Source organism: Burkholderia sp. ABCPW 14 (assembly GCF_001523835.1).
Lineage (GTDB): Bacteria > Pseudomonadota > Gammaproteobacteria > Burkholderiales > Burkholderiaceae > Burkholderia > Burkholderia mayonis.
In genome coordinates this window covers 1-25,660 of sequence record NZ_LOVS01000067.1, presented here as the reverse complement: position 1 = coordinate 25,660, position 25,660 = coordinate 1, and the positions used below count along the sequence as shown (strand labels likewise).

Below are 25,660 nucleotides of genomic sequence, written 5' to 3'. Positions count from 1 at the left end.
TGACGTGCATGGACCCGAGTAAGCGCTAAAGCGCTAACTCTGGTCGACCGCAAGGCATGGGACCAGAGTAAGCGCTAAAGCGCTAACTCTGGTCGACAGAGGAGAACGAAACATGTTGCTGATCGAATGTCCATGGTGCGGTCCGCGCGCCGAATCCGAATTCAGCTGCGGCGGCGAAGCCGACATCGCGCGCCCGCTCGATACGGACACGCTGTCCGACCGCGAATGGGGCGATTACCTGTTCATGCGCAAGAACCCGCGCGGCGCGCATCGCGAGCAATGGCTGCACACGCAGGGCTGCCGCCGCTGGTTCATGGCGCAGCGCGATACCGTCACTTACGAAATCCAGGGCTACGGCACGTTCGGCGGTGCCGCCGACGGCAAGCCGGCCGCCACCGCAGCAGAGGACACGAGCAAATGAGCCAGAAAGACCGACTCGGCGCAGGCGGGCGCATCAACCGCGCACAGCCGCTGACCTTCACGTTCAACGGCCGCACGTATCAGGGCTTCCAGGGCGACACGCTGGCGTCGGCGCTGCTCGCGAACGGCGTGCACTTCGTCGCGCGCAGCTTCAAGTATCACCGGCCGCGCGGGATCGTGACGGCGAGCGTCGACGAGCCGAACGCCGTCGTGCAGCTCGAAACCGGCGCGTACACGGTGCCGAACGCGCGCGCGACGGAGATCGAGCTGTATCAGGGACTCATCGCGACGAGCGTGAACGCGCAGCCGTCGCTCGAGCACGACCGGATGGCGGTCATGCAGAAGTTCTCGCGCTTTCTGCCCGCGGGCTTCTACTACAAGACGTTCATGTGGCCGCGCAAGATGTGGCCGACATACGAAGAGAAGATTCGTGACGCGGCAGGCCTCGGCAAGGCGCCCGACACGCTCGACGCCGACCGCTACGACAAGTGCTACGCGCACTGCGACGTGCTCGTCGTCGGCGGCGGCCCGACGGGGCTCGCGGCCGCGCATGCGGCGGCCGTGAACGGCGCGCGCGTGATCCTCGTCGACGATCAGCGCGAGCTCGGCGGCAGCCTGCTCGCGTGCCGCGCGGAGATCGACGGCAAGCCCGCGCTGCAATGGGTCGAGAAGATCGAAGCCGAGCTCGCGAAGCTGCCCGACGTGAAGATCCTCACGCGCAGCACCGCGTTCGGCTATCAGGATCACAACCTCGTGACCGTCGTGCAGCGGCTGACCGATCATCTGCCGGTGTCGATGCGCAAGGGTACGCGCGAGCTGATGTGGAAGGTCCGCGCGAAGCGCGTGATCCTCGCGACGGGCGCGCACGAGCGTCCGCTCGTTTTCGGCAACAACGACCTGCCCGGCGTGATGACCGCGTCGGCCGTGTCGACCTATGTCCATCGCTATGGCGTGCTGCCGGGGCGCGTCGCGGTCGTCGCGACGAACAACGATCGCGGCTATCAATGCGCGCTCGATCTGAAGGCATGCGGCGCAAAGGTGACGGTCGTCGACGCGCGCGCGTCGACGCGCGGCGCGCTGCCCGCGGTCGCGAAGCGCAACGGCATCGCGGTGATGAGCGGCGCGGTCGTGTCGGCCGCGACGGGCAAGCTGCGCGTCGCATCGGTCGACGTCGCGTCGTATGCAAACGGCAAGGCAGGCGGCAAGATCGCGACGCTGCCGTGCGATCTCGTCGCGATGTCGGGCGGCTTCAGCCCGGTGCTGCACCTGTTCGCGCAATCGGGCGGCAAGGCGCACTGGAACGACGACAAGGTGTGTTTCGTGCCGGGCAAGCCGGTACAGCCGGAAGCGAGCGTCGGCGCGGCGGCGGGCGAGTTCGACCTGTCGCGCGCGCTGCGGCTCGCCGTCGACGCGGGCGTCGCCGCAGCGAAGTCGTCGGGCCACGCGGCCGAACGGCCGCCGGTGCCGAAGGTCGCCGAGGCGGTCGAGGACGCGCTGCTGCCGTTGTGGCTCGCGAGCGGCGCCGACGCGGCGGTTCGCGGTCCGAAGCAGTTCGTCGATTTCCAGAACGACGTCGGCGCGGCCGACATCCTGCTTGCCGCGCGCGAGGGCTTCGAGTCGGTCGAGCACGTGAAGCGCTATACGGCGATGGGGTTCGGCACCGACCAGGGCAAGCTCGGCAACATCAACGGGATGGCGATCCTCGCGCAGGCGCTCGGCAAGTCGATCCCCGAGACGGGCACGACGACGTTCCGCCCGAACTACACGCCCGTATCGTTCGGCGCGTTCGCGGGCCGCGAGCTCGGCGACTTTCTCGATCCGGTCCGCAAGACCTGCGTCCACGAATGGCACGTCGAGCACGGCGCGATGTTCGAGGACGTCGGCAACTGGAAGCGGCCGTGGTATTTCCCGAAGAAGGGCGAGGACCTGCACGCGGCTGTTGCGCGCGAGTGCCTCGCGGTGCGAAGCGGCGTCGGCATGCTCGATGCATCGACGCTCGGCAAGATCGACATCCAGGGCCCGGATGCGGTGAAGCTGCTGAACTGGGTCTACACGAATCCGTGGAACAAGCTCGAAGTCGGCAAATGCCGCTACGGGCTGATGCTCGACGAGAACGGGATGGTGTTCGACGACGGTGTGACCGTGCGCCTCGGCGACCAGCACTTCATGATGACGACGACGACGGGCGGCGCCGCGCGCGTGCTGACGTGGCTCGAGCGCTGGCTGCAGACCGAGTGGCCCGACATGAAGGTGCGCCTTGCGTCCGTCACCGATCACTGGGCGACGTTCGCGGTGGTCGGCCCGAAGAGCCGCAAGGTCGTGCAGAAGGTATGCAAGGACATCGACTTCGCGAACGACGCGTTCCCGTTCATGAGCTATCGCGACGGAACGGTCGCCGGCGTGAAGGCGCGCGTAATGCGGATCAGCTTCTCGGGCGAACTCGCGTATGAAGTGAACGTGCCGGCGAACGCGGGCCGCGCGGTATGGGAGGCGCTGATGGAAGCGGGCGCGGAGTTCGCCATCACGCCGTACGGCACCGAGACGATGCACGTGCTGCGCGCGGAGAAGGGCTACATCATCGTCGGTCAGGATACCGACGGATCGATCACGCCGTTCGATCTCGGGATGGGCGGGCTCGTCGCGAAGTCGAAGGACTTCCTAGGCCGCCGGTCGCTCACGCGCTCCGATACCGCGAAGAGCGGGCGCAAGCAGTTCGTCGGCTTGCTGACCGAAGACGCGCAATACGTGCTGCCAGAAGGCGGCCAGATCGTCGAGGCCGATGCGGCCGCGCGCACGGACGGCACGACCGCGATGCTCGGCCACGTGACATCGAGCTATTACAGCCCGATCCTGAAGCGCTCGATCGCACTCGCGGTCGTGAAGGGCGGATTGTCCCGGATGGGCGAGCGCGTCGCGATCTCGCTCGCAAACGGCCGGCGCGTGGTCGCGACGATTTCGAGCCCGGTTTTCTACGACACCGAAGGGGTACGTCAGCATGTGGAATGAAACGAGAAATGAAGCCTCGGTGGCGGCGCACGCACAGGACGGCGCACGGCTCGAATCGCCACTCGTCGGCGCGGGCGACGCGTTGAAGGCGCACGACGCGCGCGCATCGAAGAAATTCCGGTTTCGCGAGCGGCCGTTCCTCGATCTCGTGAACGTGCGCGGCGAGCCGAACGATCCCGCGTTCGTGCGCGCATTCGAGCAGGCGGTCGGCTGCCGGCCTCCCGTGAAGCCGAACACGGTCGCGCGCAGCGCGGACTGCGACGTGCTGTGGCTCGGCCCCGACGAATGGCTCGTGCGCTCGAACGGCGCGGTCGCGGCGGGCGCGCTCCAAGCGAAGCTCGCGGAGGCGGTGCAGGGGATGTATGCGGCGGCCGTCGACGTCGGCAGCGGCTACACGGTCGTCGAAGTGAGCGGCGAACGCGCGCGCGACGTGCTCGCGCGCGGCTGCCCGCTCGATCTGCATCCGCGTATGTTCGGCGTCGGACAGTGCGCGCAGAGCCATTACTTCAAGGCGTCGATCGCGCTCGTGCCGATGGGCGGCGATACGTTCGACATCGTCGTGCGCCGCAGCTTCGCCGATTACTTCAGCCGCATCATGCTCGACGCGGCGGCGCCGCTCGTCTGATGAAGCCCGTCGACGAACCGTTCGTCTCGCTCGATGCGGCGCGCCTGAGCGGGCGCGGCTGGAGCATTTTCGTCGACGGACTGGAGGTGCCGGCGCGCATCGGCATTCATCCGCACGAGCATGACGCGCCGCAGCCGATCGTGATCGATGCGCGGCTCGGCTACCGATGCGAGCCTAGCGAGGAAGGCGGTTGGATCGATTACGACGGATACTGCGCGACAATCGCGGCGTACCTCGCGGCGAAGCCGCATACGAGGTTGCTGGAAACCCTTGTCGCGGAGATTGCGGTGCTGTCGTTTCGGGAATGGCCGGCGCTGGAGACGCTGACGATCGCCGCGCACAAGCCGAAGATTCGGCCGGGAACGAAGCGGGTGGGCGTCGAGCTGGATTGGACGAGGGTGGATTATCTGACGTGGGGCGACACGGTCGCGCGACACCACGGCGTGCGGGCGGCTTGACGCATCGTCTCGCAAGCCGGAATTTCTTCAGGCATCCGACGGATATTCCGTTTGAAGGAACGCGCGGCTCACGGCTTGTAGCGCCATTTATCCGCCGACGGATCGATCAGGCGATACTCTTTGTCCCGTTGCAGCGCGCGTGCTTCGTCTGCAAGTTTCAGCGTGCGCAAACGATCGTGTTGCGACGTTTCGAAGCGGCTGGGCGTGCGTTCGAACGTTTTATCGAGTCGATTCTTCATGATGGCGGTCGGGTGGTCGGCGTTTGTCGGAGGCGCCCGGGTGGCGATCCGGCTCAGGATCGCCACCCGGGCGCGGCGTGGTTTTCAATTGGCCTCGATCCCGAAAGCGGTTTCGAGCGCGGCGTCGATCGCGTCGGCACATGGCGCGCGAGCCGTGGGTTTCGGGGAACGCGCATGCGCTCATCTGAGTTGGCACATCACATCGCTCGCCATCTCGTCCGCCTCGAATTCCGAGTACCCGTTCGCACGCAATAGCTCGCGCAGCGCAGCGAACATCAGAAATTCGCGCTGGTTGCATGCCAGATTGATGTCGGTATCGTCCAGGCGCTTGCTGTCGGCTTGACCGATTTCATTCTGGTACACCAGATTCAGTACGTCATCTCAATTCATCACAACTGCCGAGACATCGCTCGGCCCTCTTTGAGTCGGTCGTTCGAGCGGCTGGGCGTGAACGCAACGTCGTCTGCGGCTGATGCGCTACGCATCGCCGTCGATCGTAAAGGGGGGACTCATCGGTCAGCTCGAAGGCTTGGATCGGGTGAGCGCGGTGTCGGTGCCGCTTGGGCAAATTCGGATTGCCGCGCCGAAGCAGTCATGATGCGCAGGGTGTGGGTGCGCGCCCTATACGATTCAACCATGATCCGCTCTCTGGCGGAAATGTCGACCAATTATTTGCAACCGTCGCGCGCGGTCCTGTTCGTGCCCGATCCGGGCGCGATCTCCTCGAATTGCCGCTCGTGCGAGCGGATTCGACTGACCACCGGATGGCATCGTCGGAATGCGGGGGCGCATGATGAGTGGCGCCGCTCGGGACTGGCGGCATTCACGCGGTTGTGCCGCGGGATGGCGCGAGCGCGGCTAATGACCAATGTGGCGCCAGCGCGTGGTCTTGGCGGAAATCGAGGCAGCGGCGCCGACACGTGTGCGCGTCGAGCATTGCAGATGGTGGAGGCGCATTGGGCGCGCACGTCGAATGCGGCATGCGATGCGCGCCGTCGTGCATGACCGGTGGGGCGATGAGCGGTCGGCAGTTTGCTCATCGACCATCTGAGCATCTGAGCGCGTGCGGAGCGTGGCGGAAGTCATCTCGCGCCGCTCGTCTGTTGCGGCAATGGCGAGGTGTCGCCAGCGGCGATCGGGAGACGGTCGGACCGTCGCATCGAACAGCGCATGAGTGGCGTGACGCGATCGCAGGTATGCGAACGATATCGCCAGGGTCCGAGGCCGTTGCGAGATGGCGTCGCGGCGACGTCGGTAGCCCGGCCCGCGCGCGAAATGGACGCACTTCGAACGTGACGCGCCTGGCGGCGCGCCCGCGCCGGCCTGGCCCGGACGCCGATGTTCAATACATCTTTTTCGGCGGCATCGATCGGCGAATTTGCTTGCGCAATCTCGCGACGGCGGAAGCCTTCTTCCGCTTGCGCTCGGTGGTGGGCTTTTCATAGCTCGTCCGCGCGCGAAGCTCCTTGATCAGGCCGGTTCTTTCGATCGTGCGACGGAAGCGCCGCAGGGCGACTTCTACCGGTTCGTTGGGATTGAGGATGATCGTGGTCAAATTGGTCCTTGGTTGGGGCCTGGGCGATGGGACGTCGGCGCGATCACGCGCATTCGCGGCTCGCCGGTAGCGCGTAGGCCTTGGGGAGGGGCAACGACGGATGCGCTTGCTTCCTTCCGTCGGCGAAGTCGTCGGCTGGTTGACGCGTGGAACGCAGCGTGGCGGCGATGTCGGCCGACACGGGCTGCTGCATGTCGAGTGCAGCGTGTGCATTGGCACGCGTCGCGGAGCGACGCGGCGACCGCGGGCGCGCGATGGCATCGAAGCCGAACGCACGCGATGCAGTCAGGTGTGGCGTATCTGGAGCACGGAAGCCCGAAGATACGACGGTGCCACTATACACGTGAATCAACGTGACGCACGATTCATTTTTGGCGACGGGCCGAATCGCGCGGCGATGCCTTGATGCGCTCGACGCGCTCGACGCGAGCGCCGCGCGTTAGCGGGCGGCGCGGGGATGCATCGAAAGCGCGCGTTCCGATTATTTTCAGAAATGGCTTGACCGAGTGCATCGTACCGCGTATTGTCGCGGCAGAAGCCCTCAAGAAGTCCGATTGCTGTTCATCACTTTGCCGCCACTCGCGCGGAATTCGTTGTCCTCTCCCTCCTTGATGCTTCCCCATACCTGCAGTGGGGCAGGGACGTATCAACTTTTTTTAGGGATTCTTATGGATACCGGTACCGTCAAGTGGTTCAACGACAGCAAGGGTTTTGGCTTCATTTCGCCGGATTCGGGGGGCGACGACCTGTTCGCGCACTTCTCCGAAATCAGGGGCGAAGGGTTCAAGACGCTGGCCGAGAACCAGAAGGTGAGCTTCGAGACGAAGCGAGGCCCGAAGGGCCTTCAGGCAGCCAACATCAAGGCGCTGTAAGCTGTAACGCTTTATACGCCCGATGCCGCAAACGCGCATCGGGCCTATGGGCCGGATTTCACGAAGCCGGTCGCGCATCGATCTCCCCTCTCAAGGCGACGCTCGCTCACTTGCCTGCGTGCGCACTTCTCCGCGAACGAAATCGTACCGCCAGAGATCGGCGGAATTCGCGTTCGACTACGAAAATTACAAATGCAAATGACTTCCATGACTTACCGCGGTTACGCGGTTCAATCTTTCGCGCACCGTCTGTCCGACGGCTATTTTTCATCCAACCTGTTGCTCGAAAAATCGCAGGCACACGCTGACGAGACGCTTTATCGCTTCTATGCGCTCGACTATTTTTCCACCGAGGAAGAAGCGGTTCGTTACTCGAGCCGCTGGGCGCGCAACTGGATCGATACGCGGGGCTGAATGCTGACGCGTCGCGCAAGAGTGCGCGACGCGCGGGCGAGCGGACCGGCGGAATGCGATACGGTTTGCATCGCGATGTTGCCTGGCGACGCACATCGACTTGCGCGATCCGCGTCGATTCACGATGCGTCGAATCCAACGCCGCGCGCCGGGCGCCCGCGGAAAGGCTCCCGCTGACACCCGGGCGGGCGCATAAAAGACCACGCTGGATTTCGTCGCGCGATGATGCCGGGCGACGTTACGAGCAGGTCTTGCCGTGCGACGGGCGGAAGCCCTTCGCCTTCGCCTCGGATTCCGACATGTAGGCTCCTTGCTTGGTCTTGCCGTAGTGCGTGTCGCTCGGGCAGTGATAGACCTTTGTCCCGGTATTCACCCACACTTGGCCCGGAGCGCCGGCCGGCGCCGAACTTTTCGCTGCCGCCACACCCGACGCGGCAACCGCGCCCGATGCCGTCGCGACGGGCGCGGCAGCCATCGGCGTGCCGCTTGCTGCCGCGGCCTTCGATGCGCCGTACCAGGACTTCAAGCCCTTGTGGCCCGAGCATGCTCCTTTCTTCGATGCGCCGGAATAGAACGAGCCGTCTTTGCAAAGACCGGTCGTGCCGGCGGGCGCGCTTGCCGGCGCTTGTGCAAAGCTGCTGATCGAGATGCACAAGCCGGCGGCGAGTGCCGAGAGAATGGCGGTCTTTTTCATTGCTACTCCTGACTATCCGGGTTGGCGCGTATGCGCTTGCGTGACCGTGCGTGCTCGCGTTGCGACACGCGGGCAGTTCTGACGCGGAAGCATGCGCCAGTACTGTCAATAACTCCCGGGCCGGGCAACCGGTTGACCGGCGAATCGCGGATAGCCTCGTGTCGTTGCAACGATGCGTGACAATGTGTAACGGGCCTGACGCGTCAGGGCGGGCGGCGCGGTCGTGAGATACTCGCCACCCTGCCGCGTTGCGGCGTACATCGACGGGAGTCGCCGTGTTTGCGAGTTTTGAACCGACCGCCACCGGGTTTGTCGCGGAAATCGACGGATGCCGCTGCAGCATCGAGGGCGCGCCGTCGCCGATCGCCGATCGGATCGACTGGCGCTGGACGATTTCGCAGCCGGAGCCGGATAACCTCGACGGCTCCGATCCTTACAAATATGAAGTGCTCGCGGTGGGCGAAACCGTGACGCCGCTGCAAGCCGAGCAGCAAATCGTCGCGTGGCTCGAAGCGCATCCGCCCGAGGACGCGTGACGCTGCGCTCGTCCACGGGCCGAGCCGGTCACGCCATCGCGACGTAGACCATGCGTAGCGTCTCGCGGATCTGCCATACGCCGACGGTATCGGCGGGGAAGAACAGCGTGTCGCCCGCACGGTTCTCGATCGGCTGGCCGCCTGCAGGCGTGAGCGTGCACGCGCCCGACAGGATGTGCATCGCTTCGGCGTTCGCGAGTTGCCGCTCGAAGCGTCCCGGCGAGCATTCCCACAGCCCGGTCTGATTGTCGCCCGCGCCTTCGAGCGGAACGTCGAGACAGCGGGTGTGCGCGAAGGTCGCGCCGAGCGGGCGAGCGACCGCGTTGCACCAAGCCGCGCCACGCTGCGTGCAGCCGGCGCATTCATACGATCCCGCCGAGCCCTCTCTCCGAACAGGGCTTCCCGTCGGCATCGCGCGTTCCATTGTTACACTTGCTTCAACTTTCCCTCCGCCGAAGCCCGCCATGAAGCCCCAGCTACTCGTGCTGATCCCGCTGCGCGATCATGCGCACGCGCAACTTGCCGACGCATTCGCCGTCATCTACGCGCCCGACCCCGGCGAGCGCAGCCACGCGATAACGGAACGCGGCACCGCCGTGCGCGCCGTGCTGACGAACGGCACTACCGGTCTGCTCGCCGACGAGATCGCGCGCCTGCCGAACCTCGAGTTCGTCGGTGCGCTCGGCGCCGGCTACGAGAACGTCGCGGTCGCCGACGCGCGCTCGCGCGGGATCGTCGTCGTCAACGGCGCAGGCACCAACGACGACTGTGTCGCCGATCACGCATTCGCGCTGCTGCTCGCGGCGGTGCGCGGCGTCGTGAAGCTCGATGCGGCATGCCGTGCGGGCGTGTGGCGCGACGCGCTGCCGATGCAACCGAACGTTTCCGGCAAGAAGCTCGGGGTTGTCGGCCTCGGCAACATCGGCCAGAAAGTCGCGCGCCGCGCGGCGGGCTTCGATCTCGAGATCGGCTATCACAACCGCGCGCCGCGCGAAGGCGTCGCGTACCGCTATTTCGCCGACCTCGAAGCGCTCGCGCGCTGGGCGGATTTTCTCGTCGTCGCGACGCCGGGCGGCGCGGCGACGCGGCATCTGATCGACGCGCGCATTCTCGGTGCGCTCGGCGAGCACGGTTTTCTCGTCAACGTGTCGCGCGGCAGCGTCGTCGACACGGCGGCGCTTGCCGACGCATTGTGTGCGGGCCGCATTGCCGGCGCAGGGCTCGACGTCTATGAAGGCGAGCCTGAGCCGCCGAGCGCGCTGATCGGTCTCGACAACGTCGTGCTGACGCCGCACTTGGGCGGCTGGTCGCCGGAGGCGTTCGACCGCTCGGTGCGGCAGTTCCTCGACAACGCGGCGTGTCACTTCGCGGGGCAGCCGGTGTTGACGCCGATCTGACGAACGGGAATCCCAGCGCTGACTCAAGGAGAAGTGATGTCGACCTACACGGCCGAAGTGGCGTGGCAGAAGCAGGAAGGCGAGGCGTTCACGGACAATCGCTACAGCAGGAAGCACGAGTGGCGTTTCGACGGCGGTGTCCGCGTGCCTGCGTCGAGCTCACCGCACGTGGTGCGCGTGCCGTTTTCCGATCCGGCGGCGGTCGATCCGGAGGAGGCGTTCGTCGCGGCATTGTCGAGCTGCCACATGCTGTGGTTCCTGTCGCTCACCGCGCAGAAGAAGTTCGTGGTGACGGGCTATCGCGACGTGGCCGAAGCCACGATGGAAAAGAACGCCGAAGGCAAGGAAGTGATGACGCGCGTCGTGCTGAAGCCGCACGTCACGTTCGGCGGCGAGCGCGTGCCGACGCACGAAGACGTCGACGCGCTGCATCACGCGGCACACGACGCGTGCTATCTCGCGAACTCGGTCAAGACCGAGATCGGCATCGAAGGGCGCTGGGCGCACGAGCGCGCGCCCGACTGACGAAAGCCGTGAACGTACGATGCGCGGCAGGCGCATGTCGAGCGAAGCGCGCCGTGCACGTCGGTCATGCAAGTTGGCATGCCGACGTTTTCCGACGACAGCCGGCTCGCCGCACAATGAGCGAGAGGTGAGTCGCAATTGCCGGGGCAAATGGACGCGGGGCTGCTAGCGCGCTTCCCGCGCGATCTCGCCGAGCGTTTGCCGACGGAACGCGAGATTGAAACGGTCCTTGAGACGCGGCGTGGCTGAACGCTGTAGCGTGGCGCTCCGCCGTCCGTGTCGCTGGCGGGCGTTGCTGCGAACCGAATCTCGCTGCGACGCGCATTCGTCGAGCACGTGGGCGTCACGCCGGCCGAATATCGGAAGCGATACGCGGATGGAACCCGTTCGGCGCGCGCCACGCCGTAGCGGCCTGCGGTCACGTTCGCGCCGTTCGCCGCGACTGCGTCTGCCGATCAGTTCGCCGCCGCGCGGGCGGGATCGCGTGTGGTGTCGCTTGCGCCATCTGTCGATGCGAGCGCCTCGAGCGCCATGCCTTTCGTCTCGATCCCCAGCGTGCCGACCGTAAGCGCCGCGACGACGAACGACAGCGCACCGAGCGTGAACACGCCGCCTTGCCCGAAGATCGGCAGCACGATGCCGACCACATACGGTCCGATCAGCGAGCCGACCCGCCCGATCGCCGATGCGAAACCCGAGCCCGTCGCGTGCGCACCCGTGCCGTACAGCTCCGGCGTGTACGTATAGAGCACCGCCCACATCCCGAACAGGAAGAACTGCATTGCGAGCCCTGTGCGGACGAGTAGCGTCACGCTGCCGCCGAACAGCGCGCTTGGCCGTATGCGCAAGCCATTGCGCCGCCGCCGACGAGCGAAGCGATGCACGTCGGCTTGCGTCCCCAGCGCTCGACGAGCCAAGCGGCGCACAAGACGCCGGGGATGCCGCCGAGCGAGATCAGCGCCGTATAGAACACCGATTGCGTGACGGCGAAGCCGGCCTGCTGCAGCAGTGCGCCGAGCCACGACGTGAGGCCGTAGAATCCGAGCAGCGCGAAGAACCACAGCAGCGACACCATCGTCGTGCGGCGACGGTAAGCGGCGCTCCAGATTTCACGGAATGCACCTCGGCCGTGCACGGCGACAGGCTCCGCGAGTCGCGATGGTGCCGGCAGGCTCGAGACGCGCGCGGACTGCATCACTTTCGTCTCGACGTGCGCGAGCACGCGCTCGGCCTCGGCGAGCCGGCCGTGATGCTCGACGGGCCTGGGAGCAGGTCATTCCGTTCTTCGCCTTCGCGCCGGATATCCGAAAAATTGCATATACGACCAACGCCATCGAGTTGCGGCACATGCAACTGCGCAAGATCATCAAGGCGGGCGGCCACTTCCCGTCGGATGAGGCTGCGCTCAAGCTGACCTGGCTGGCGCTGCGCAACGTCGTTGCCAAATGGACCGGCTCACGGCACGATTGGAAGAGCGCGATGACCCAGTTCGCGCTGTTTTACCCGGAGCAATTCAACATCGGACTCTGCGTCTTAACAGGTTGCTGAAGTACCGCCCGTCCGCGATCAAGCCACCCCGTCAATGCGGCGCCCGGGCGGCAAGCTTATCGACATGCGGGATTTTTTCGCCTTTCGAGCGGTTTTTCACCGCTTCAGGCCCGCTTCCCGGTCGATTGCCGCCGGTTACGCCGGCGTTGGACGGACTGCTCCCAGCGAGCGTATGCGCACGAGGTCATAGGCGGCAATGTTCAAGACGAACATCTGGTCGACTCTCTTCAGTCCTAGCACTATCACTTGGCGCATGCGTCCGACCGTCTTGATCCAGCCGGAGCTTTGTTCGATCAGCTTGCGCTTTTGCTGCGAGATCGCGTAGCCGATGCTGCCCGCAATCGCATCGGCCACCGCCGAGCGCCGGTTCGACTTGTTTTGCGCGACATGCGGCACGACTTTCATTCGCTCACAGGCCTCGATGAACTCCTGGGCGTCGTAGCGGGTGATTGCGGCTTGCTCGTCGTCTGCTGCCTGGCGCGCATCGCTGATCATCATTTCGGCCGCGTCCCGCTCGGCATAGCCGTCGGCACGACTGACCCGCGCATTGACTACCAGTCCGTGGCGGTTGTCGCTCAACGCATGGCCCAGGTAGCGCAGCTCGTTCGCGGTATTGCCCTTGCGGTACAGCCGCGCATCGGGATCGATCTTGGACTTGCGCGTTTCGTTGCTGCGCTTCTGGCCTTTGAAGTCGCCCCCCGCTGCGGCCGTCATCATCGCCACCATCCTTGCGCACAAAGCTCTTGTGGGGCCCCGCCCACGCCTGGACGAGCGTGCCGTCTACGCTGAAATGCTCGCCCGAGAGCAGGTCCTTCTGCTGGGCAACGGCCGGCACCTCGTTGAAGAATGCGACCGCCGCGTCGTGCTTGATCAGCCGCTCGCGATTCTTCGTGAACACCGTGGGTACCCATACCGCGTCGTGCGTCGCCAAGCCGATGAACCAGAGAAACAGTGGGTTGTGCTGCACCTGCTCCATGAACTGGCGCTCCGAGCGGATGCTGTAGAGCACCTGGATTAGCTGCGCTCGCGGCAGTTTCTCCGGCGCGATGCTCGGCCGCCTTTGATCTCAGCCTCGTACATCCCGGCGAACAGTCGATCTATCTTCGCCAGTGCTTCGTTGGCCATCGTGCGGATTGCACGCAACGGGTGCGAGGCCGGAACGAAATCGTCCAGCTTGCGAACCGTGAACAGGCTTTCGGTGAACGTGTCGGCACCGCGCATGATCTCCAGGAATCTGGATGAGGTCCTTATATCAATACCTCGGGGGCCTCGACCGAGGACTGGGCAGGCGGTACTTCAGCAACCTCTTAACCCGCCTCACACACGGAATTCCGGATACCTCCGCAATTTCGCCATCGCCTTCGAGCATTACAACGAGCAGCATCCTCATAGCGCGCTGAAATATCGCTCGCCACGCGAGTTCCGGCGCAGGACCGAATCATCAACTCAAGTGTGAGGTGGAGTCCGGATGCATGGGGACAAATCCACATCATTTCGCGCTGGAATAAAAATAAATTGGGCGAACTCATGGCAAAGGGTCTAATTACATCATTCATCGGAATGTTTGTGATGTCATGTAGCGGCTGCGGTGGCGGCGATAGTTCTGACTCATCTCCACCCGCATATGTCACTACCGTCACCACAGCACCATCTATACCCCAACCGAGTCTGCCGGCGCTGACAATCCTTCCTCCCGGCCCTGAGCTATCATTTTTACCCGTATTTGTACATTTTTTCGATTGGTTCAAATCAGATGTATGGAACGAATCAAATTTTGTCGATCATATCGATTGGTCAAAGATTGATATCAACGAGTCCGATCGATCATCTGAGGATTTTTACTACAAGCAATTCCAATACATCCGCTCGCTTGGCATCGATGCAATCGCATGGGAATATAATATTCAAGCCGCCGGGGAGCCAACATATCCCGGTCAAGAGGCGATTCGCGCGCTACGCCGTAGTGGCCTCAAGATTGCGCCCTTCTATGATTGGGAGATCTGCGCTAAGGCGCGAGACATCGCGCAGCGACCAGCATTGCCGATTCTCTCAAATGCTAATTCAATTAAGCCTGATATAACCACTGCAGATCTCATGTCAGGAGATCTTAGGTCTTTCTTTGATCATGTTCCTAGCGACTTGCTGGCGCATGACAAGAAGGGGCGGCAAGTAATTTTTGTTTTTGGCTACGGGTTTGATGATTCAAATCCCAACCCAGAGGCATGGGATGGATTTGCGAATCGGCTTGAGGCATCCACATCTAAAATGGCGGGGGTGCACACAACTTTTTATTGGACCTCCGCAAATTCAATTTTTGAGCAACATCTGTTCCAGCATCATCGCGATTCCTTTGTTCCGTTCCAGTTCGTGCTCGATACTCCACAAAGCCAATACGGACATGACTCGGTGACGTGGAACTTCGGATTCGACAATCTCGGCGTCCAGAAGCGAGACGGGTTGCAACGTGTCGTGCGTCTCGACAAGCGGTATGTCGAGGAAATGGGCTGGCTGTCGAAGGCCACCGATCCTTCTCTGGTTTTCATCTATGGCTGGAACGAACCGTTCGAAGGATCAATGCTGATTCCAACCGAGCATTGGGACGACACGAAAGCGAGACTGGCCAAAGAATTTATCCAACGTTTACGGTCTAGCACGGAGGCATCTATGCCGAGAACGCTATTAATCGTCGATGATCTTGCGGATAATTGGTCGACGCGAAAAGGCGACTGGCACCTCACGATCCTGCGTGAAATGCTTCATTATTCAATGAGACGGTTCGCTCCACAGTCTGATGTGCGCGTGCCGGCCGAGATCACTCCGGAATTGCTTGACAAATATCCCTACATTATTGATGCATCCTCGCAGAAGTCAACAGACGTATCGAAATGGCTCATGCAGCGCATGGACACGCATTACATTATGGTGTTCGATCCGCTTGCCTCAACCACGGGCGATCCGCTTGCCGCTAATTTTGGTCGACTCGACCAATCACCGAACATCAATGGAGAGGTCGAGTTCGTTGGCGTGCCGGGCACGCTGTTCGTTCGCGACGATGTGAATCAGGTCCGCGCATGCAGCGAATGCAAGGTTAGTCTGTCAATTGATTTGCCGTCGAGCACATCGGCGACTCCGCTCGTCGTGCAAAAAAGCAATGACGTTTGGGTGAATGCCTATACTTCTGACGAGCGTGTGCTTGCACCAGCATTCGAGGCATTTTATGGGCATCCAATGGACATCAGCATCATGTACGGTGAAGGCTTTGCGAGCCAACGTCTCGAAATTGATGCGAAGACCAAGAAGGTTACATACAACCGGCTTGAACGCAAGTCAGTCGATGGGCATTGGGAAATTCCCGCAGAAATCGATTGGTATCGTATGCCACCCGAAGTGAACAAAAATGATTATAAGTTCATCTTTGGCCTTGATTAATCAGGAGGCAATCGGTGCGCAAATCAATTCGACTAAATTAGCATTTATTTGGCATCACGATGGTGCGGAAAACGTTATGCCATTGAATGTAAAATTTTGATAGGGATGTGGTGTGAAATTCGTGACGTCGATCGACAGGCTGAATTCCTTCTTGATCGAGCCGAGCACGAAGGTCATCGTGCCGAGGTCGACCGAATCGAAGAAGAACGCAATCGCGATGATCACGAAGATGAGCTTGTGATAGCCGGAAAACGGCAATCGTTCGAGGCGGGCGGCGGCGCTGGCGCGCGCGGCGCTCGAAGGGGCGGCGCGGGGGGCTGGCATGGCCGTCTCTGGTCGGAAGGCGGCCCGGCCCGGCGCGGCGCGGGATGCGCGGCTCCTTCAGTAGACTTGATCATTATTCGCCGCCATAGAAGGAAAGCGACATGCGGCTGGAACGGGCGCGCCATAGGCAGGGCGCCCGCGCGCTCCTGCCGATGCGGCGTGGTAGCGAGGAGCCCGCGGGTGGCGGGCGTTGCAGATGAGGCGCGACGCCCGTCGCGCACCCGTTCGACGCGCGAGGCGGATCGTCGCCGTCGCGCTTCGTCATTCGAACGTCGTCGCGCCTCGCTGGCAATTGCGTTCGTCCCGCGACGAAGGGATCGGACATCGCCTCGCGCCAGCGGGAACCGGCGCGCCGGCGCACGACGCCGCCGGCGCGCCGTCCCGGCTTACGCGAGCGCTCGCCGCGTCATCTGATTCGCGCTCGCCCGGTAGTCGATCATCGACGACTGCAGTTCGCCCAAGATCGCATGCGCGCCGGTGTCGGCGGGCGCGTCGTGGAATCGCGCGATCCACTGACGAAGCCACAACGGGCTCGCGGCCAGGTAACGGCGAATCGAGTGGCCGTCGTCGAGTCGCGCGTGGTCGTCGAGCAGGAACACGCCCGTCAGCCGTGCGACGATTTTGCCCTGCGGGCCTTCCTGCCAGATCGGCGTCGCGTGATCGTAGCGATAGTCGGCGGGCTGCGTGTGCACGAGGCAATGCTGCAGCACGTCCGCATGTTCGCCGGGCTGAATCACGTAATGACGGCTCGTGGTGCCGGCGAGGCTGCGCACGTCGTTGAAGGCGGTCACGTCGACGACCGACGTGCCGAGCCAATCCAGATGGATGTCCGCAGCGGAGCCGAACGACACGAAGAGCGCGCGATCGAAGAACGTCCGGAGTTCGTCGCTCGTGAGGCCGAGACGCTCGCCGTCGCGACACGTCTGCACGTCGAGTTGCTGCGCGGTCGCGATCCCGGAGCTGTGCGCGAAGCACTTGAGGAACGGCAGCCGTTCGATCTGCTCGGGCTTGATGCGCCGCGCGCGCGAGCCGTCCTGATACAGCGGGAATCCGGCCGCGTCGCGGCGCACGAGCTGCCGGTCCGTGTAGGCGAGCTTGGCCGGCTTGTCGACGAGGCGTGGCAGCATCAGGCGCTCGTAGATCAACTGCGATTCCTGGCTGAAGTAGCTGCCGGCCGGATCCGCATTCAGCGCGAAGCGGTTGTGCAGCATGCTGGCTTCGATCACCGTTTCACCGTCGTCGCGGCGTCCCGAATGCGTGATCGCGAGCAGGCGCAGCGGCGTGTCGCGAGGCGCCTGCTTGGGCGGGCGCAGCGTGGGATCGGCGGCGATCTGTGCGACGAAGCCGTGGAATAGCTGTGCCATTCCGTTCGACAGCTTGAGGCCGAGCGGATAGTTCGTGGTCGGCGTGCTGGGCAGCACGACCCAGTCGGCGCTGTCGATCGCGGCCGGCAGATCGTCCGGCGTGATGTCGCGACGCACGGGCGGCTCGTTCGCTGCGGCCGACGTCTCGAGCATGGTCCAGACGGGGCCGCACGCCTTGTGCGATGCGTTCGAGCGGTCGCGCAGTTCGAGCGTGAGCTCGCGCAGCGCGTGATAGAGCAGCGCCATCGTCGCGCTGTAGCGCGGGCTCTGGCGCAGGCCGAGATTGACGACGTTGCTGTAGTCGCTGTTGTATCGGCAAGGAATCCCGACCAGATATTCGAGGCAGCGCAGCGGCAGCGGCTTGAACTGGTCGATGCGCACGCTGTAGCTCGCGTTGTCGCGCGTCACGGTCTTGCCGGGGCGCGCATAGTCTTCGATCGCGCGGTCGTACGCATCGATCGAATGGCCGCGCGGCACGAGCAGCTCGCGCGCGAAATTCAACGCCTGCGGGATCTGGATGTAGCGGGCGACCAGATATTCGTGGTCTTCATAGCGATCGAGTTCTTCGACGAACGAACGAATCGTAACGCCGAAGCTGCGCGCGGCCGTGAACACGTGCTCCGCGAGCGCGGCGGGATCGGTCGGCAGCGACGCCGAGCGCGCGAGGTGGGTCGCGAGCCGGTCTTCGATCTTGCGATACGTGTCGACGATCGGCCGCAGCGCATCTAGGATCGTGTCCGCCGATACGAGACGCTCGTCGGCCGGATAGTGCGCGAGCGCCGCCTCCGCTTGCCGGAACAGCGCGACGTCGGGACGCGACATGCCTAGCTCGTCGCGCAGCGTTTCGGCATCGACGATGCCGATGCCGCGGCGCTCGAGCTCGAGCCGTAGCCAACGGACCTGATCGCCCGTTCCGCACGCCTTGCGCACGCCGCCCGGCACGCGCGTGTCGAATACGTTCAGCGCGTCTTCGAGGCCGACGCGGATGCCGTCGAGGTCGAGCGCGATCGCCACGTCGACGAGCATCGCCTGGAACGGGCCCGGCAGCAGCAGCGAAATCTTGCACGACGGGAAGTTGTCGCGCAACTTGTCGACGGTCGGGCGCAGTTGCGTGGAGGCGAGTTCGACGGCCTTCTCGTGCGCATCGTCGGTGCCCGCTTGCAGCAGCTTCGCAATCGCCTTGCGCGTGGGCACGTCGATCAGCGAGTCGTCGCTCGTGTCGCCGCTGACGGGGTCGCGATGGTGCTGATCGACCGCGGCGACGAGCATGAACAGCACTGGCACACCGGCTTTGACGAGCGGCGATTGATAGAGCGTGATCGAATTCTCGACGATCGTGTGGTTGAACACCTCGATCTCGGGCCGCACGCCGACGTCCGCGAAATGGGTGAGCTGATCGGCGAGGAACGCGTTCGGGTTGTCGTAGCCGCCGCCCGCCTGGAATACGACGGGGCCGGGGCTGAACGACGCGACGTCGGGCGCGAGCTGCGCATGGCCGTAGCGCTTCAGGTGCGCACGCCGCAGCGGGCTTTGCGACGCGCGCCGGTCGCCGCGCGCGCTCGTCGACAGATTCAGGATCGCGGACGGCTCCAGGTCGAGCAGCGCGGGCATGATGTGGTCGTAGTCTTCGAGCACGATGTGGTTGCGCTGCGAGCCGATGCTGATCGGAGCGTTCAGCCCGGGAATGGCGAGTGTCGCCTGGTCGTCGGTCGCGCGCGTGTGCAAGTGGACCGCCGCCGCGCCTTCGCGGAGGGCTTCGCGCGAAGCCTCGACGATGCCGTCCGCCGTGATCGGCAGATAAGGCGAACGCGCCTTGCCAGGTTGCCAATAGCCGGCGCCGCATATCCGCCAGCCATTTTCGAACAGCGAATCGAGCACGGCCGCGTTGTCGGCGCGAATTCGCTCGACGAAATCCGGCGACAGATAAGTGTGGATTCGATTGTGGGTCCAGGTGAGATGCCCGTCGTCGGTCGCGGTCCAGCCGAATGTCGTGAGCTGCAGGACGATCTGCCGGACCAACTCGGTCGACGACAGGCGCTCGAGCGTGGTGCGCGTGATCAGCGGCGGTTGAGCGAGGGAGGGCGAAATCGACGTGCGGTGCCATACGGCGCCGTTCGGCGTCCAGCCGTTCTGACGCAGCGCATCCTGAACGGACGCCGCTTCGCGCGCGCCGTCATATTCGGCCAGGTCGATCGGTGCGTCGAAGCCGTGTTCGCGCACGATGCCGCCTGCGGGTATGGCCTCCCATCCGTTCGCCACGAGCGCGTTGGTCGTCGCTTCGCGCGTGTCGGCGGGCAGCAGCCCGAGCAGGGCGTCCGGGATGAACTTCGGCTCCAACGGATCGAGGAACTTCGGGACAGCGCCGACGGGGGCTGCGGTGATGTAGAAGGTCTTGACCATGATCGTCCTGAATTACGTTAGAAAGTGATCCTAAATAACTGAGATCGGATACAACATTTCATGGTGCCGTTGAGTCGCCGGGCCGAGGGAGGCTGCAGTCCGTCGGGACCGGATCGAAAAACGGCTCGTCCGCCTAAATGCGGGAGGCATCTCATTGGGCCGGCTGCAAGATGCCTTGCAAACATCTTACAATAAAATTACGGAGATTTATAAAAATAATTCTGCGTTGAATGTGGCGAAATTAAAATAGGTGTAATTTCAATGATTGTTAATTTATTCTGGGCGTTTGTTTCAGCGGGGTCGAATTCAGTTGGCGCAGTTGGTGCAGTTGGGGAAGGGGCCTGCCATGAGGGGCAGCATGCGCTTAGTGGACTTATTCCTTATCTTGATTTCGATATCGTGATAAAGCGGGGTGCGATCTTTTTGAGAACATTTGAGAAAAATCAGGTTAAGAATGATCTGATTGGAATATTTAATTGATTCGATGCTTGCTGATTCATTTGTTTTATCGGGTTGGATTCGAATGGTGCTTGTTTTTTGAAATTGATGTTCCGTCAGGTTGCTTTTCCAGTACTTCAATGTTGCGTCGAATGCACTGCTGCGTAAATGCTGCGCTCGATAATTGGGGCAAGCGAGAAACGGGTGGGTTCGAGCGTGGTACGCGAGAGGGCGCCTGCAATCGCGGTTCGAGTGGGGTTTGGGGAGATGCTCGGTGATTACGGTGGGGCTCACGACGATCGTCCGGCGCTGCGCTGCACGAAGGCACGCGTCATCGGTCTTGCCAGCAATACGAGCAATCCCGCGTCGTTCGGCGGTCTTGAAGAGTTGAGCCGAAAACAAACGGTCTGCAGAGCAGGTGGCGCGCAATCGACTTGCCGCGAGTGGCGGCCCGCGGTTGAGGGCGCCGTGTCACGGAAGCCTTTGGCGTATTTCGCTCGCGATGACTGAAATTGTGCGACGAGGTGCACGTAGTGTTCGCGGAGTGGCGTGCCGTTGTTCTTGTTGTCGTTGCCGACGCCGAATCTCTGCAGAAGAGGGAGGGATTGCACGGAACGCGTGCGGTTCCGGTTGCGAGGTCATTCGCGCGCGTCGAGCGCGCTTGCATCGGCCGGGCAGAACGAGTGGCCGGCTGCGCGCGGCGCGCCGACGGTCTTGTCGGATGCTCTCAAGCATCGACGACCGCCGGCGCGGCTTCTGCCGACGTTTATACGGTGGCGGGCGTCCTGGCGGGCTTGTTGCCGCGCGCGGGCGCGCCGTTCGCGACGTAGTATCGCGCGTTCGAGCGTTCGAGCGGCTGGCGCTTGCGGATCTTGTCGGCGATCTTCTCGGCGATCATGATCGTCGGCGCGTTCAGGTTGCCAGTCGTGATGATCGGCATGATCGACGCGTCGACGACCCGCAGCCCCTCGAGCCCGTGCACGCGCCCTTCGTTGTCGACGACGGCCATGTCGTCGAAGCCCATCTTGCACGAGCACGACGGATGGAACGCCGTTTCCGCGCGTGCGCGCACGAACGTGTCGAGATCGTCGTCGCTCTTCAGGTCGACGCCAGGGTTCAACTCGCGGACGCGATAGCGGTCGAGCGCCGGCTGACGCATGATCTCGCGCGTCGCGCGGATCGCATCGCGGAACTCGCGCCAGTCGAGCGCTGCCGACATGTAGTTGAACAGAATGCTCGGATGCGCATTCGGATCGCGCGAGCGCAGCTTTACGCGGCCGCGGCTCGGCGAGCGCATCGAGCCGACGTGCGCCTGGAAGCCGTGCATCTCGATCGCGTTCGAGCCGTTGTAATTGATCGCGACGGGCAGGAAGTGGTACTGAATGTTCGGCCAGAGATCGTCATCGCGCGTGCGGATGAATCCGCCCGCCTCGAAATGATTGCTCGCGCCGAGGCCCGTGCCGTTGATCATCCATTCGAGGCCGATCTTCGGCTGGTTCCACCACTTGAGCGCCGGATACAATGATACGGGCTCCTTGCATTCGTACTGGATGTACATCTCCAGGTGATCCTGCAGATTGCTGCCGACGCCGGGCAGATCGAGCACGACCGGAATGTCGAGTTCGCGCAGCCATTCGCCGGGGCCGACGCCCGAGCGTTGAAGCAGTTGCGGCGACGCGATCGCGCCGCTGCATACGAGCACTTCGCGGCGCGCGTGTGCGGTGACGCGCTCGCTGCCGTGCAGGAACGTGACGCCCGTCGCGCGTTTGCCGGAGAACAGGATGCGATCGGCGAGCGCATGCGTGACGATCTCGAGATTCGGCCGCGTGCGCGCCTGGTCGAGATAGCCGCGCGCGGTCGACGCACGGCGGCCGCGCGGCGTAACCGTGCGGTCCATCGGCCCGAAGCCTTCCTGCTGATAGCCGTTGAGGTCGTCGGTGCGCGGATAGCCCGCCTGCACGCCGGCCTCGACCATCGCTTCGAAGAGCGGATTCACGCCGGGCTTGCTCGTCGTCACCGACACTGGGCCGTCGCCGCCGTGATAGTCGTTCGCGCCGACGTCGCGCGTTTCGGCTTTCCTGAAGTACGGCAGGCAGTCGAGATACGTCCAGTCGTCGAGGCCCTTGTGGGTCGACCAGTTGTCGTAGTCGAGCGCGTTGCCGCGGATGTAGCACATCCCGTTGATCAGCGACGAGCCGCCGAGGCCCTTGCCGCGCCCGCACTCCATTCGGCGATGGTTCATGTGCGGCTCGGGATCGGTTTCGTATGCCCAGTTATAGCGCCGGCCCTGCAGCGGGTACGCGAGCGCCGCCGGCATCTGCGTGCGGAAGTCGAACCGGTAGTCGGGGCCGCCCGCCTCGAGGAGCAGCACGGTGACGCCCGGATCCTCGGTGAGACGCGTCGCGAGCACGTTGCCCGCGGAGCCTGCGCCGCAGATGATGTAATCGAATTCGCGTGTCGTCATCGTTGCGGTTCTCCTGGATGCTTAGAACACCGGTTGATAGCGGCCGAGTTCGACCTGCACCGATTTGATTCGAGTGTAGTGCTCGAGCGTCGTGATGCCGTTCTCGCGTCCGACACCGGATTGCTTATAGCCGCCAACCGGCATTTCGGCAGGCGATTCGCCCCACGTGTTGATCCAGCAGATGCCGGCTTCGAGACGATGGATCGCACGGTGCGCGCGCGACAGGTTCTCGGTGACGACGCCCGCGGCGAGGCCGTATTCGGTTGCGTTCGCGCGTGCGATCGCTTCGTCTTCCGTTTCGAACGACAGGATGCTCATCACCGGGCCGAAGATTTCTTCGCGGACGATCTTCATGTCGTCGCGGCAATCGCCGAACACGGTCGGCGCAACATACTGGCCGTTCGCGAAGTGATCGTGCGAGAGGCGTTCGCCGCCCGCGAGCAGCTTCGCGCCCTCGGTTTTGCCGCTCTCGATGTAGCCGAGCACCTTGTCGAGCTGCGCGGCGCTTGCGAGCGGGCCGAAATTCGTGTCGGAATCCGAAGGTTTGCCGATGCGAATCCGCGCGACGCGTTCGAGCACGCGCTGAACGAATGCATCCTTCACCGCTTGCTGGACGAACACGCGCGTGCCGTTCGTGCACACCTGGCCGGCGCTGAAGAAGTTCGCGGTGACGGCGATGTCGGCGGCACGGTCGAGGTCGGCGTCGTCGAACACGATGAGGGGCGACTTGCCGCCCAACTCCATCGTCACCGCCTTCAGCGATGACGCGCCCGCGAGCGACATCACCTTCTTGCCGGTCTCGACGCCGCCCGTGAACGACACCTTCGCGATTCCCGGATGCGCGCTCAGGAGCGCGCCGACCGAGCCGTCGCCCTGCACGACGTTGAATACGCCGGCGGGCACGCCCGCTTCGGTATAGGTCTCGGCGAGCTTGAGCGCGGACAGCGGCGTGACTTCGCTCGGCTTGAAGATCATTGCGTTGCCGGCGGCGAGCGCGGGTGCGCTCTTCCAGCACGCGATCTGGATCGGATAGTTCCATGCGCCGATGCCCGCGCACACGCCGAGCGGCTCGCGGCGCGTGTAGACGAACGAGTCCGGACGCAGCGGCACTTGCAGGCCTTCGATTGCGGTCGCGAGGCCCGCGTAGTACTCGATCACGTCGGCGCCCGTGACGATGTCGACGGCACGCGTCTCCGCGATCGGCTTGCCTGTGTCGCGCATTTCGAGCTCGGCGAGTTCGTCGTTGCGCTCGCGCAATAGCTCGACCGCGCGGCGCAGGATGCGCGAGCGCTGCATCGCGGTCATCGCGGCCCATTCGCGCTGACCTTCGTGCGCGGACGCGACCGCGCGCTCGACGTCGTCGGCGCTCGCTTGCTGGACGCTCGCGAGCTGTTCGCCCGTCGCCGGATCGAACGTGTCGAACGTTTTGCCGCTCGTGGCGTCGGCGTAGGCGCCGGCGATGTAAAGGCGTTGCAGACCGTATACGGACATAAGGATCTCCTTGGGTGGGCGAAGGCGCGTTGCGCGTCAGGCGTGCGGCGCGAGCAGCAGGTCGATGTAATCGTTGGCGAGCTTCAGGGCCGCCTTCGTGTCGAGCGGTTCGCCCGCGAGTGCGCCGCGCAGCCACAGGCCGTCGATCAGCGCGGCGAGGCCGCTTGCGGCCTCGCGGGCTCGTGCGCGCGGCAACGTTTTTGCAAACTCCGCACACAGATTTGAATAGAGCCGGCGCGTGTTGATGTGCTGCAGGCGTCTCAACGTCGGCTCGTGCATGCTCTGCGACCAGAACGCGAGCCACGTCTTCATCACGGGCGCGCTGATCTGCGTGTCGTCGAAATTGGCGGCGACGACGGCGCGCAGGCGTGCACGGGGTTCGTCGGGCGCGGCGGCGCGGTGGCGCGCGGTCGCGGTCCACAGATCGAGCAGCACGTGGCGCATCGTCGCTTCGAGCAGGCCGTCCTTGTCGCCGAAGTAATGGCTGACGATGCCCGTCGAAATGTTCGCGCGTTGCGCGACGGACGCGAGCGTCGTGCCGGGCAGGCCGGCCTCGTCGATGGTGCGGAGCGTCGCGTCGATCAATTGGGCGCGGCGGATCTCGCGCATTCCGAGTTTGGGCATCGCGGGGCCTTCGTGTGCGCGGCGGGTAGCGAAGTCCGAAGGATAGCGGTTTTTTATTGATCGATCAATCAATAAAAAATATATAGGGATCGATTGTCGGGTGGCGGCGATGTGGGCGGGGTGGTTGGTCCGCCATGCCGTTCGGCGTCGGTGGCTGGCCTGCGCACAGTGCGCGGACGTGCGGTTAAGCTGCGCGGTCGTGAAAGTTAATTGGAAGTAAGTTAAGAATGTTTAAAACGTTTTAATCGGTGATTATCGTATTGTGAATTCGTGTTATGGGCCGTTGGTAATGGCGGCGGTATGGGGGACTGTTTTGGTGCACGACTGCCCTAAATTGGGTATGGCGATAGTGAATGAATGATGTGCTTGAGGTGTCGGGATAGATCTGGATTGGGGGTTTTCGTTTTGTGATGTATTTGGATTGGTGGATGCAATGCCCGGCTTTGCTGGTCTGCATTGGGCTGGGGCAGGTTGTAGGATAGGCGTCTCAATCGATATCCGCACGATGCGTTCTATATCACAAAAAATATTTCACTGCGATGAAGGGATTAATCGGAGGGCGGTTTTTAGAGTGATTTGTTAAATGTGTGCAAGGACGCACTGATGAGTTTTTTTGAGGAAAAGCATTAAAAGTAGTTGAGGAGGTTGTATTCAGCGTATTAGTATTAACACCGCAAAAACGCAAGTCACCGCACGATAGTTTTATGAATGCGGCAAGACGACGGAAAGCGGTAATTTCCTCAAGAGGCGTCATGCGAGACAGAGGCGCTGGAGACCACGGGCCGAGAGAAGCGGGGTGACCGCGACGGGCCTGGGGGAGCGTATTGCCTGTGGGAT

23 protein-coding genes and 5 pseudogenes are annotated in these 25,660 nt (G+C 63.4%); 13 read left to right on the top strand and 15 right to left on the bottom strand.

Annotated elements, in window-relative coordinates:
* Positions 1 to 112: 112 nt before the first annotated feature.
* Genes WS62_RS09610 through WS62_RS09595 form a run of 4 tightly spaced genes read left to right on the top strand, consistent with a single transcriptional unit; the run spans position 113 to position 4,509 of the window.
* Positions 113 to 421, top strand: a complete 309-nt coding sequence (locus WS62_RS09610; RefSeq protein WP_066570588.1) for a sarcosine oxidase subunit delta — start codon at positions 113 to 115, stop codon at positions 419 to 421.
* Positions 418 to 3,426, top strand: a complete 3,009-nt coding sequence (locus WS62_RS09605; RefSeq protein ID WP_066570586.1) for a sarcosine oxidase subunit alpha family protein — start codon at positions 418 to 420, stop codon at positions 3,424 to 3,426. The genes WS62_RS09610 and WS62_RS09605 overlap by 4 nt, the downstream gene beginning before the upstream one ends.
* Positions 3,416 to 4,051: a sarcosine oxidase subunit gamma gene (locus tag WS62_RS09600; RefSeq protein WP_066570584.1), complete on the top strand. Its 636-nt coding sequence runs from the start codon at positions 3,416 to 3,418 to the stop codon at positions 4,049 to 4,051. The genes WS62_RS09605 and WS62_RS09600 overlap by 11 nt, the downstream gene beginning before the upstream one ends.
* Positions 4,051 to 4,509 (top strand): dihydroneopterin aldolase, encoded by a 459-nt coding sequence (locus WS62_RS09595; RefSeq protein ID WP_066570583.1) that lies wholly within the window; start codon positions 4,051 to 4,053, stop codon positions 4,507 to 4,509. The genes WS62_RS09600 and WS62_RS09595 overlap by 1 nt, the downstream gene beginning before the upstream one ends.
* A gap of 68 nt (positions 4,510 to 4,577) precedes the next feature.
* On the opposite strand, the gene WS62_RS09590 is transcribed toward WS62_RS09595, so the two are convergent.
* Positions 4,578 to 4,814 (bottom strand): hypothetical protein, encoded by a 237-nt coding sequence (locus WS62_RS09590; protein ID WP_066570574.1) that lies wholly within the window; start codon positions 4,812 to 4,814, stop codon positions 4,578 to 4,580.
* Positions 4,815 to 4,928: 114 nt separating this feature from the next.
* Complete coding sequence (locus WS62_RS09585; protein WP_066570572.1) at positions 4,929 to 5,111, bottom strand: hypothetical protein; 183 nt, start codon at positions 5,109 to 5,111, stop codon at positions 4,929 to 4,931.
* 273 nt (positions 5,112 to 5,384) lie between these two features.
* Here WS62_RS09585 and WS62_RS36160 point away from each other — a divergent pair, with 273 nt between their 5' ends.
* Positions 5,385 to 5,753, top strand: coding sequence for a hypothetical protein (locus WS62_RS36160; protein WP_156440924.1), 369 nt, complete (start codon positions 5,385 to 5,387; stop codon positions 5,751 to 5,753).
* A gap of 337 nt (positions 5,754 to 6,090) precedes the next feature.
* On the opposite strand, the gene rpsU is transcribed toward WS62_RS36160, so the two are convergent.
* Positions 6,091 to 6,303, bottom strand: a complete 213-nt coding sequence (gene rpsU / locus WS62_RS09580; protein ID WP_010109316.1) for a 30S ribosomal protein S21 — start codon at positions 6,301 to 6,303, stop codon at positions 6,091 to 6,093.
* 43 nt (positions 6,304 to 6,346) lie between these two features.
* Positions 6,347 to 6,496, bottom strand: a complete 150-nt coding sequence (locus tag WS62_RS36155) for a hypothetical protein (RefSeq protein WP_156440923.1) — start codon at positions 6,494 to 6,496, stop codon at positions 6,347 to 6,349.
* A 475-nt stretch (positions 6,497 to 6,971) separates the two neighbouring features.
* Between WS62_RS36155 and WS62_RS09575 the strand changes: the two genes are divergently transcribed.
* Together WS62_RS09575 and WS62_RS09570 are read left to right on the top strand one after the other, a co-directional pair.
* Entirely contained in the window at positions 6,972 to 7,175 is a 204-nt protein-coding gene (locus WS62_RS09575; protein ID WP_010109315.1) for a cold-shock protein, read from the top strand.
* Positions 7,176 to 7,373: 198 nt separating this feature from the next.
* Positions 7,374 to 7,589 (top strand): hypothetical protein, encoded by a 216-nt coding sequence (locus WS62_RS09570; protein WP_082720833.1) that lies wholly within the window; start codon positions 7,374 to 7,376, stop codon positions 7,587 to 7,589.
* Between the two features lie 238 nt (positions 7,590 to 7,827).
* Here the strand turns inward: WS62_RS09570 and WS62_RS09565 are convergent, their stop codons facing one another.
* Complete coding sequence (locus WS62_RS09565; protein WP_066570570.1) at positions 7,828 to 8,283, bottom strand: DUF3761 domain-containing protein; 456 nt, start codon at positions 8,281 to 8,283, stop codon at positions 7,828 to 7,830.
* Positions 8,284 to 8,558: 275 nt separating this feature from the next.
* On the opposite strand from WS62_RS09565, the gene WS62_RS09560 reads away from it, so the two are divergent.
* Positions 8,559 to 8,819: a hypothetical protein gene (locus WS62_RS09560; protein WP_066485692.1), complete on the top strand. Its 261-nt coding sequence runs from the start codon at positions 8,559 to 8,561 to the stop codon at positions 8,817 to 8,819.
* Between the two features lie 28 nt (positions 8,820 to 8,847).
* Here WS62_RS09560 and WS62_RS33115 read toward each other — a convergent pair whose 3' ends face one another.
* On the bottom strand, positions 8,848 to 9,231 hold the full coding sequence (locus tag WS62_RS33115; protein WP_082720832.1) for a cupin domain-containing protein: 384 nt from the start codon (positions 9,229 to 9,231) through the stop codon (positions 8,848 to 8,850).
* Positions 9,232 to 9,283: 52 nt separating this feature from the next.
* Here WS62_RS33115 and WS62_RS09550 point away from each other — a divergent pair, with 52 nt between their 5' ends.
* Positions 9,284 to 10,216, top strand: a complete 933-nt coding sequence (locus WS62_RS09550) for a 2-hydroxyacid dehydrogenase (RefSeq protein WP_066570568.1) — start codon at positions 9,284 to 9,286, stop codon at positions 10,214 to 10,216.
* 36 nt (positions 10,217 to 10,252) lie between these two features.
* Positions 10,253 to 10,741 (top strand): OsmC family protein, encoded by a 489-nt coding sequence (locus WS62_RS09545; protein ID WP_066570566.1) that lies wholly within the window; start codon positions 10,253 to 10,255, stop codon positions 10,739 to 10,741.
* A 455-nt stretch (positions 10,742 to 11,196) separates the two neighbouring features.
* Here the strand turns inward: WS62_RS09545 and WS62_RS09540 are convergent.
* Positions 11,197 to 12,011 (bottom strand): annotated as a pseudogene (locus WS62_RS09540) (MFS transporter); the annotation flags it as partial.
* Here WS62_RS09540 and WS62_RS09535 point away from each other — a divergent pair.
* Positions 11,996 to 12,289: pseudogene (locus WS62_RS09535) on the top strand (transposase); the annotation flags it as partial. The pseudogenes WS62_RS09540 and WS62_RS09535 sit on opposite strands and share 16 nt — an antisense overlap.
* A gap of 135 nt (positions 12,290 to 12,424) precedes the next feature.
* Here the strand turns inward: WS62_RS09535 and WS62_RS09530 are convergent.
* Positions 12,425 to 13,510: pseudogene (locus WS62_RS09530) on the bottom strand (IS5 family transposase).
* A gap of 121 nt (positions 13,511 to 13,631) precedes the next feature.
* On the opposite strand from WS62_RS09530, the pseudogene WS62_RS38010 reads away from it, so the two are divergent.
* Together WS62_RS38010 and WS62_RS36150 are read left to right on the top strand one after the other, a co-directional pair.
* Positions 13,632 to 13,745, top strand: a pseudogene (locus tag WS62_RS38010) (integrase core domain-containing protein); the annotation flags it as partial.
* A 59-nt stretch (positions 13,746 to 13,804) separates the two neighbouring features.
* On the top strand, positions 13,805 to 15,718 hold the full coding sequence (locus WS62_RS36150; protein ID WP_156440922.1) for a hypothetical protein: 1,914 nt from the start codon (positions 13,805 to 13,807) through the stop codon (positions 15,716 to 15,718).
* Between the two features lie 132 nt (positions 15,719 to 15,850).
* Here the strand turns inward: WS62_RS36150 and WS62_RS33100 are convergent.
* The 7 genes and pseudogenes from WS62_RS33100 to WS62_RS38005 form a co-directional block, all read right to left on the bottom strand.
* Positions 15,851 to 16,042 (bottom strand): annotated as a pseudogene (locus tag WS62_RS33100) (MFS transporter); the annotation flags it as partial.
* A gap of 386 nt (positions 16,043 to 16,428) precedes the next feature.
* Entirely contained in the window at positions 16,429 to 19,806 is a 3,378-nt protein-coding gene (locus WS62_RS09515; protein ID WP_066570558.1) for a 3-keto-5-aminohexanoate cleavage protein, read from the bottom strand.
* Between the two features lie 306 nt (positions 19,807 to 20,112).
* Positions 20,113 to 20,673, bottom strand: coding sequence for a hypothetical protein (locus tag WS62_RS36145; protein WP_156440921.1), 561 nt, complete (start codon positions 20,671 to 20,673; stop codon positions 20,113 to 20,115).
* A 337-nt stretch (positions 20,674 to 21,010) separates the two neighbouring features.
* Positions 21,011 to 22,708, bottom strand: coding sequence for a choline dehydrogenase (gene betA, locus WS62_RS09510; RefSeq protein ID WP_066570557.1), 1,698 nt, complete (start codon positions 22,706 to 22,708; stop codon positions 21,011 to 21,013).
* A gap of 21 nt (positions 22,709 to 22,729) precedes the next feature.
* Positions 22,730 to 24,199: a betaine-aldehyde dehydrogenase gene (gene betB / locus WS62_RS09505; RefSeq protein WP_066570556.1), complete on the bottom strand. Its 1,470-nt coding sequence runs from the start codon at positions 24,197 to 24,199 to the stop codon at positions 22,730 to 22,732.
* A gap of 36 nt (positions 24,200 to 24,235) precedes the next feature.
* Positions 24,236 to 24,823, bottom strand: coding sequence for a transcriptional regulator BetI (gene betI / locus WS62_RS09500; RefSeq protein WP_066570555.1), 588 nt, complete (start codon positions 24,821 to 24,823; stop codon positions 24,236 to 24,238).
* A gap of 517 nt (positions 24,824 to 25,340) precedes the next feature.
* The coding region (locus WS62_RS38005) for a hypothetical protein (protein WP_231748244.1) at positions 25,341 to 25,660 on the bottom strand (320 nt) is incomplete at its 5' end.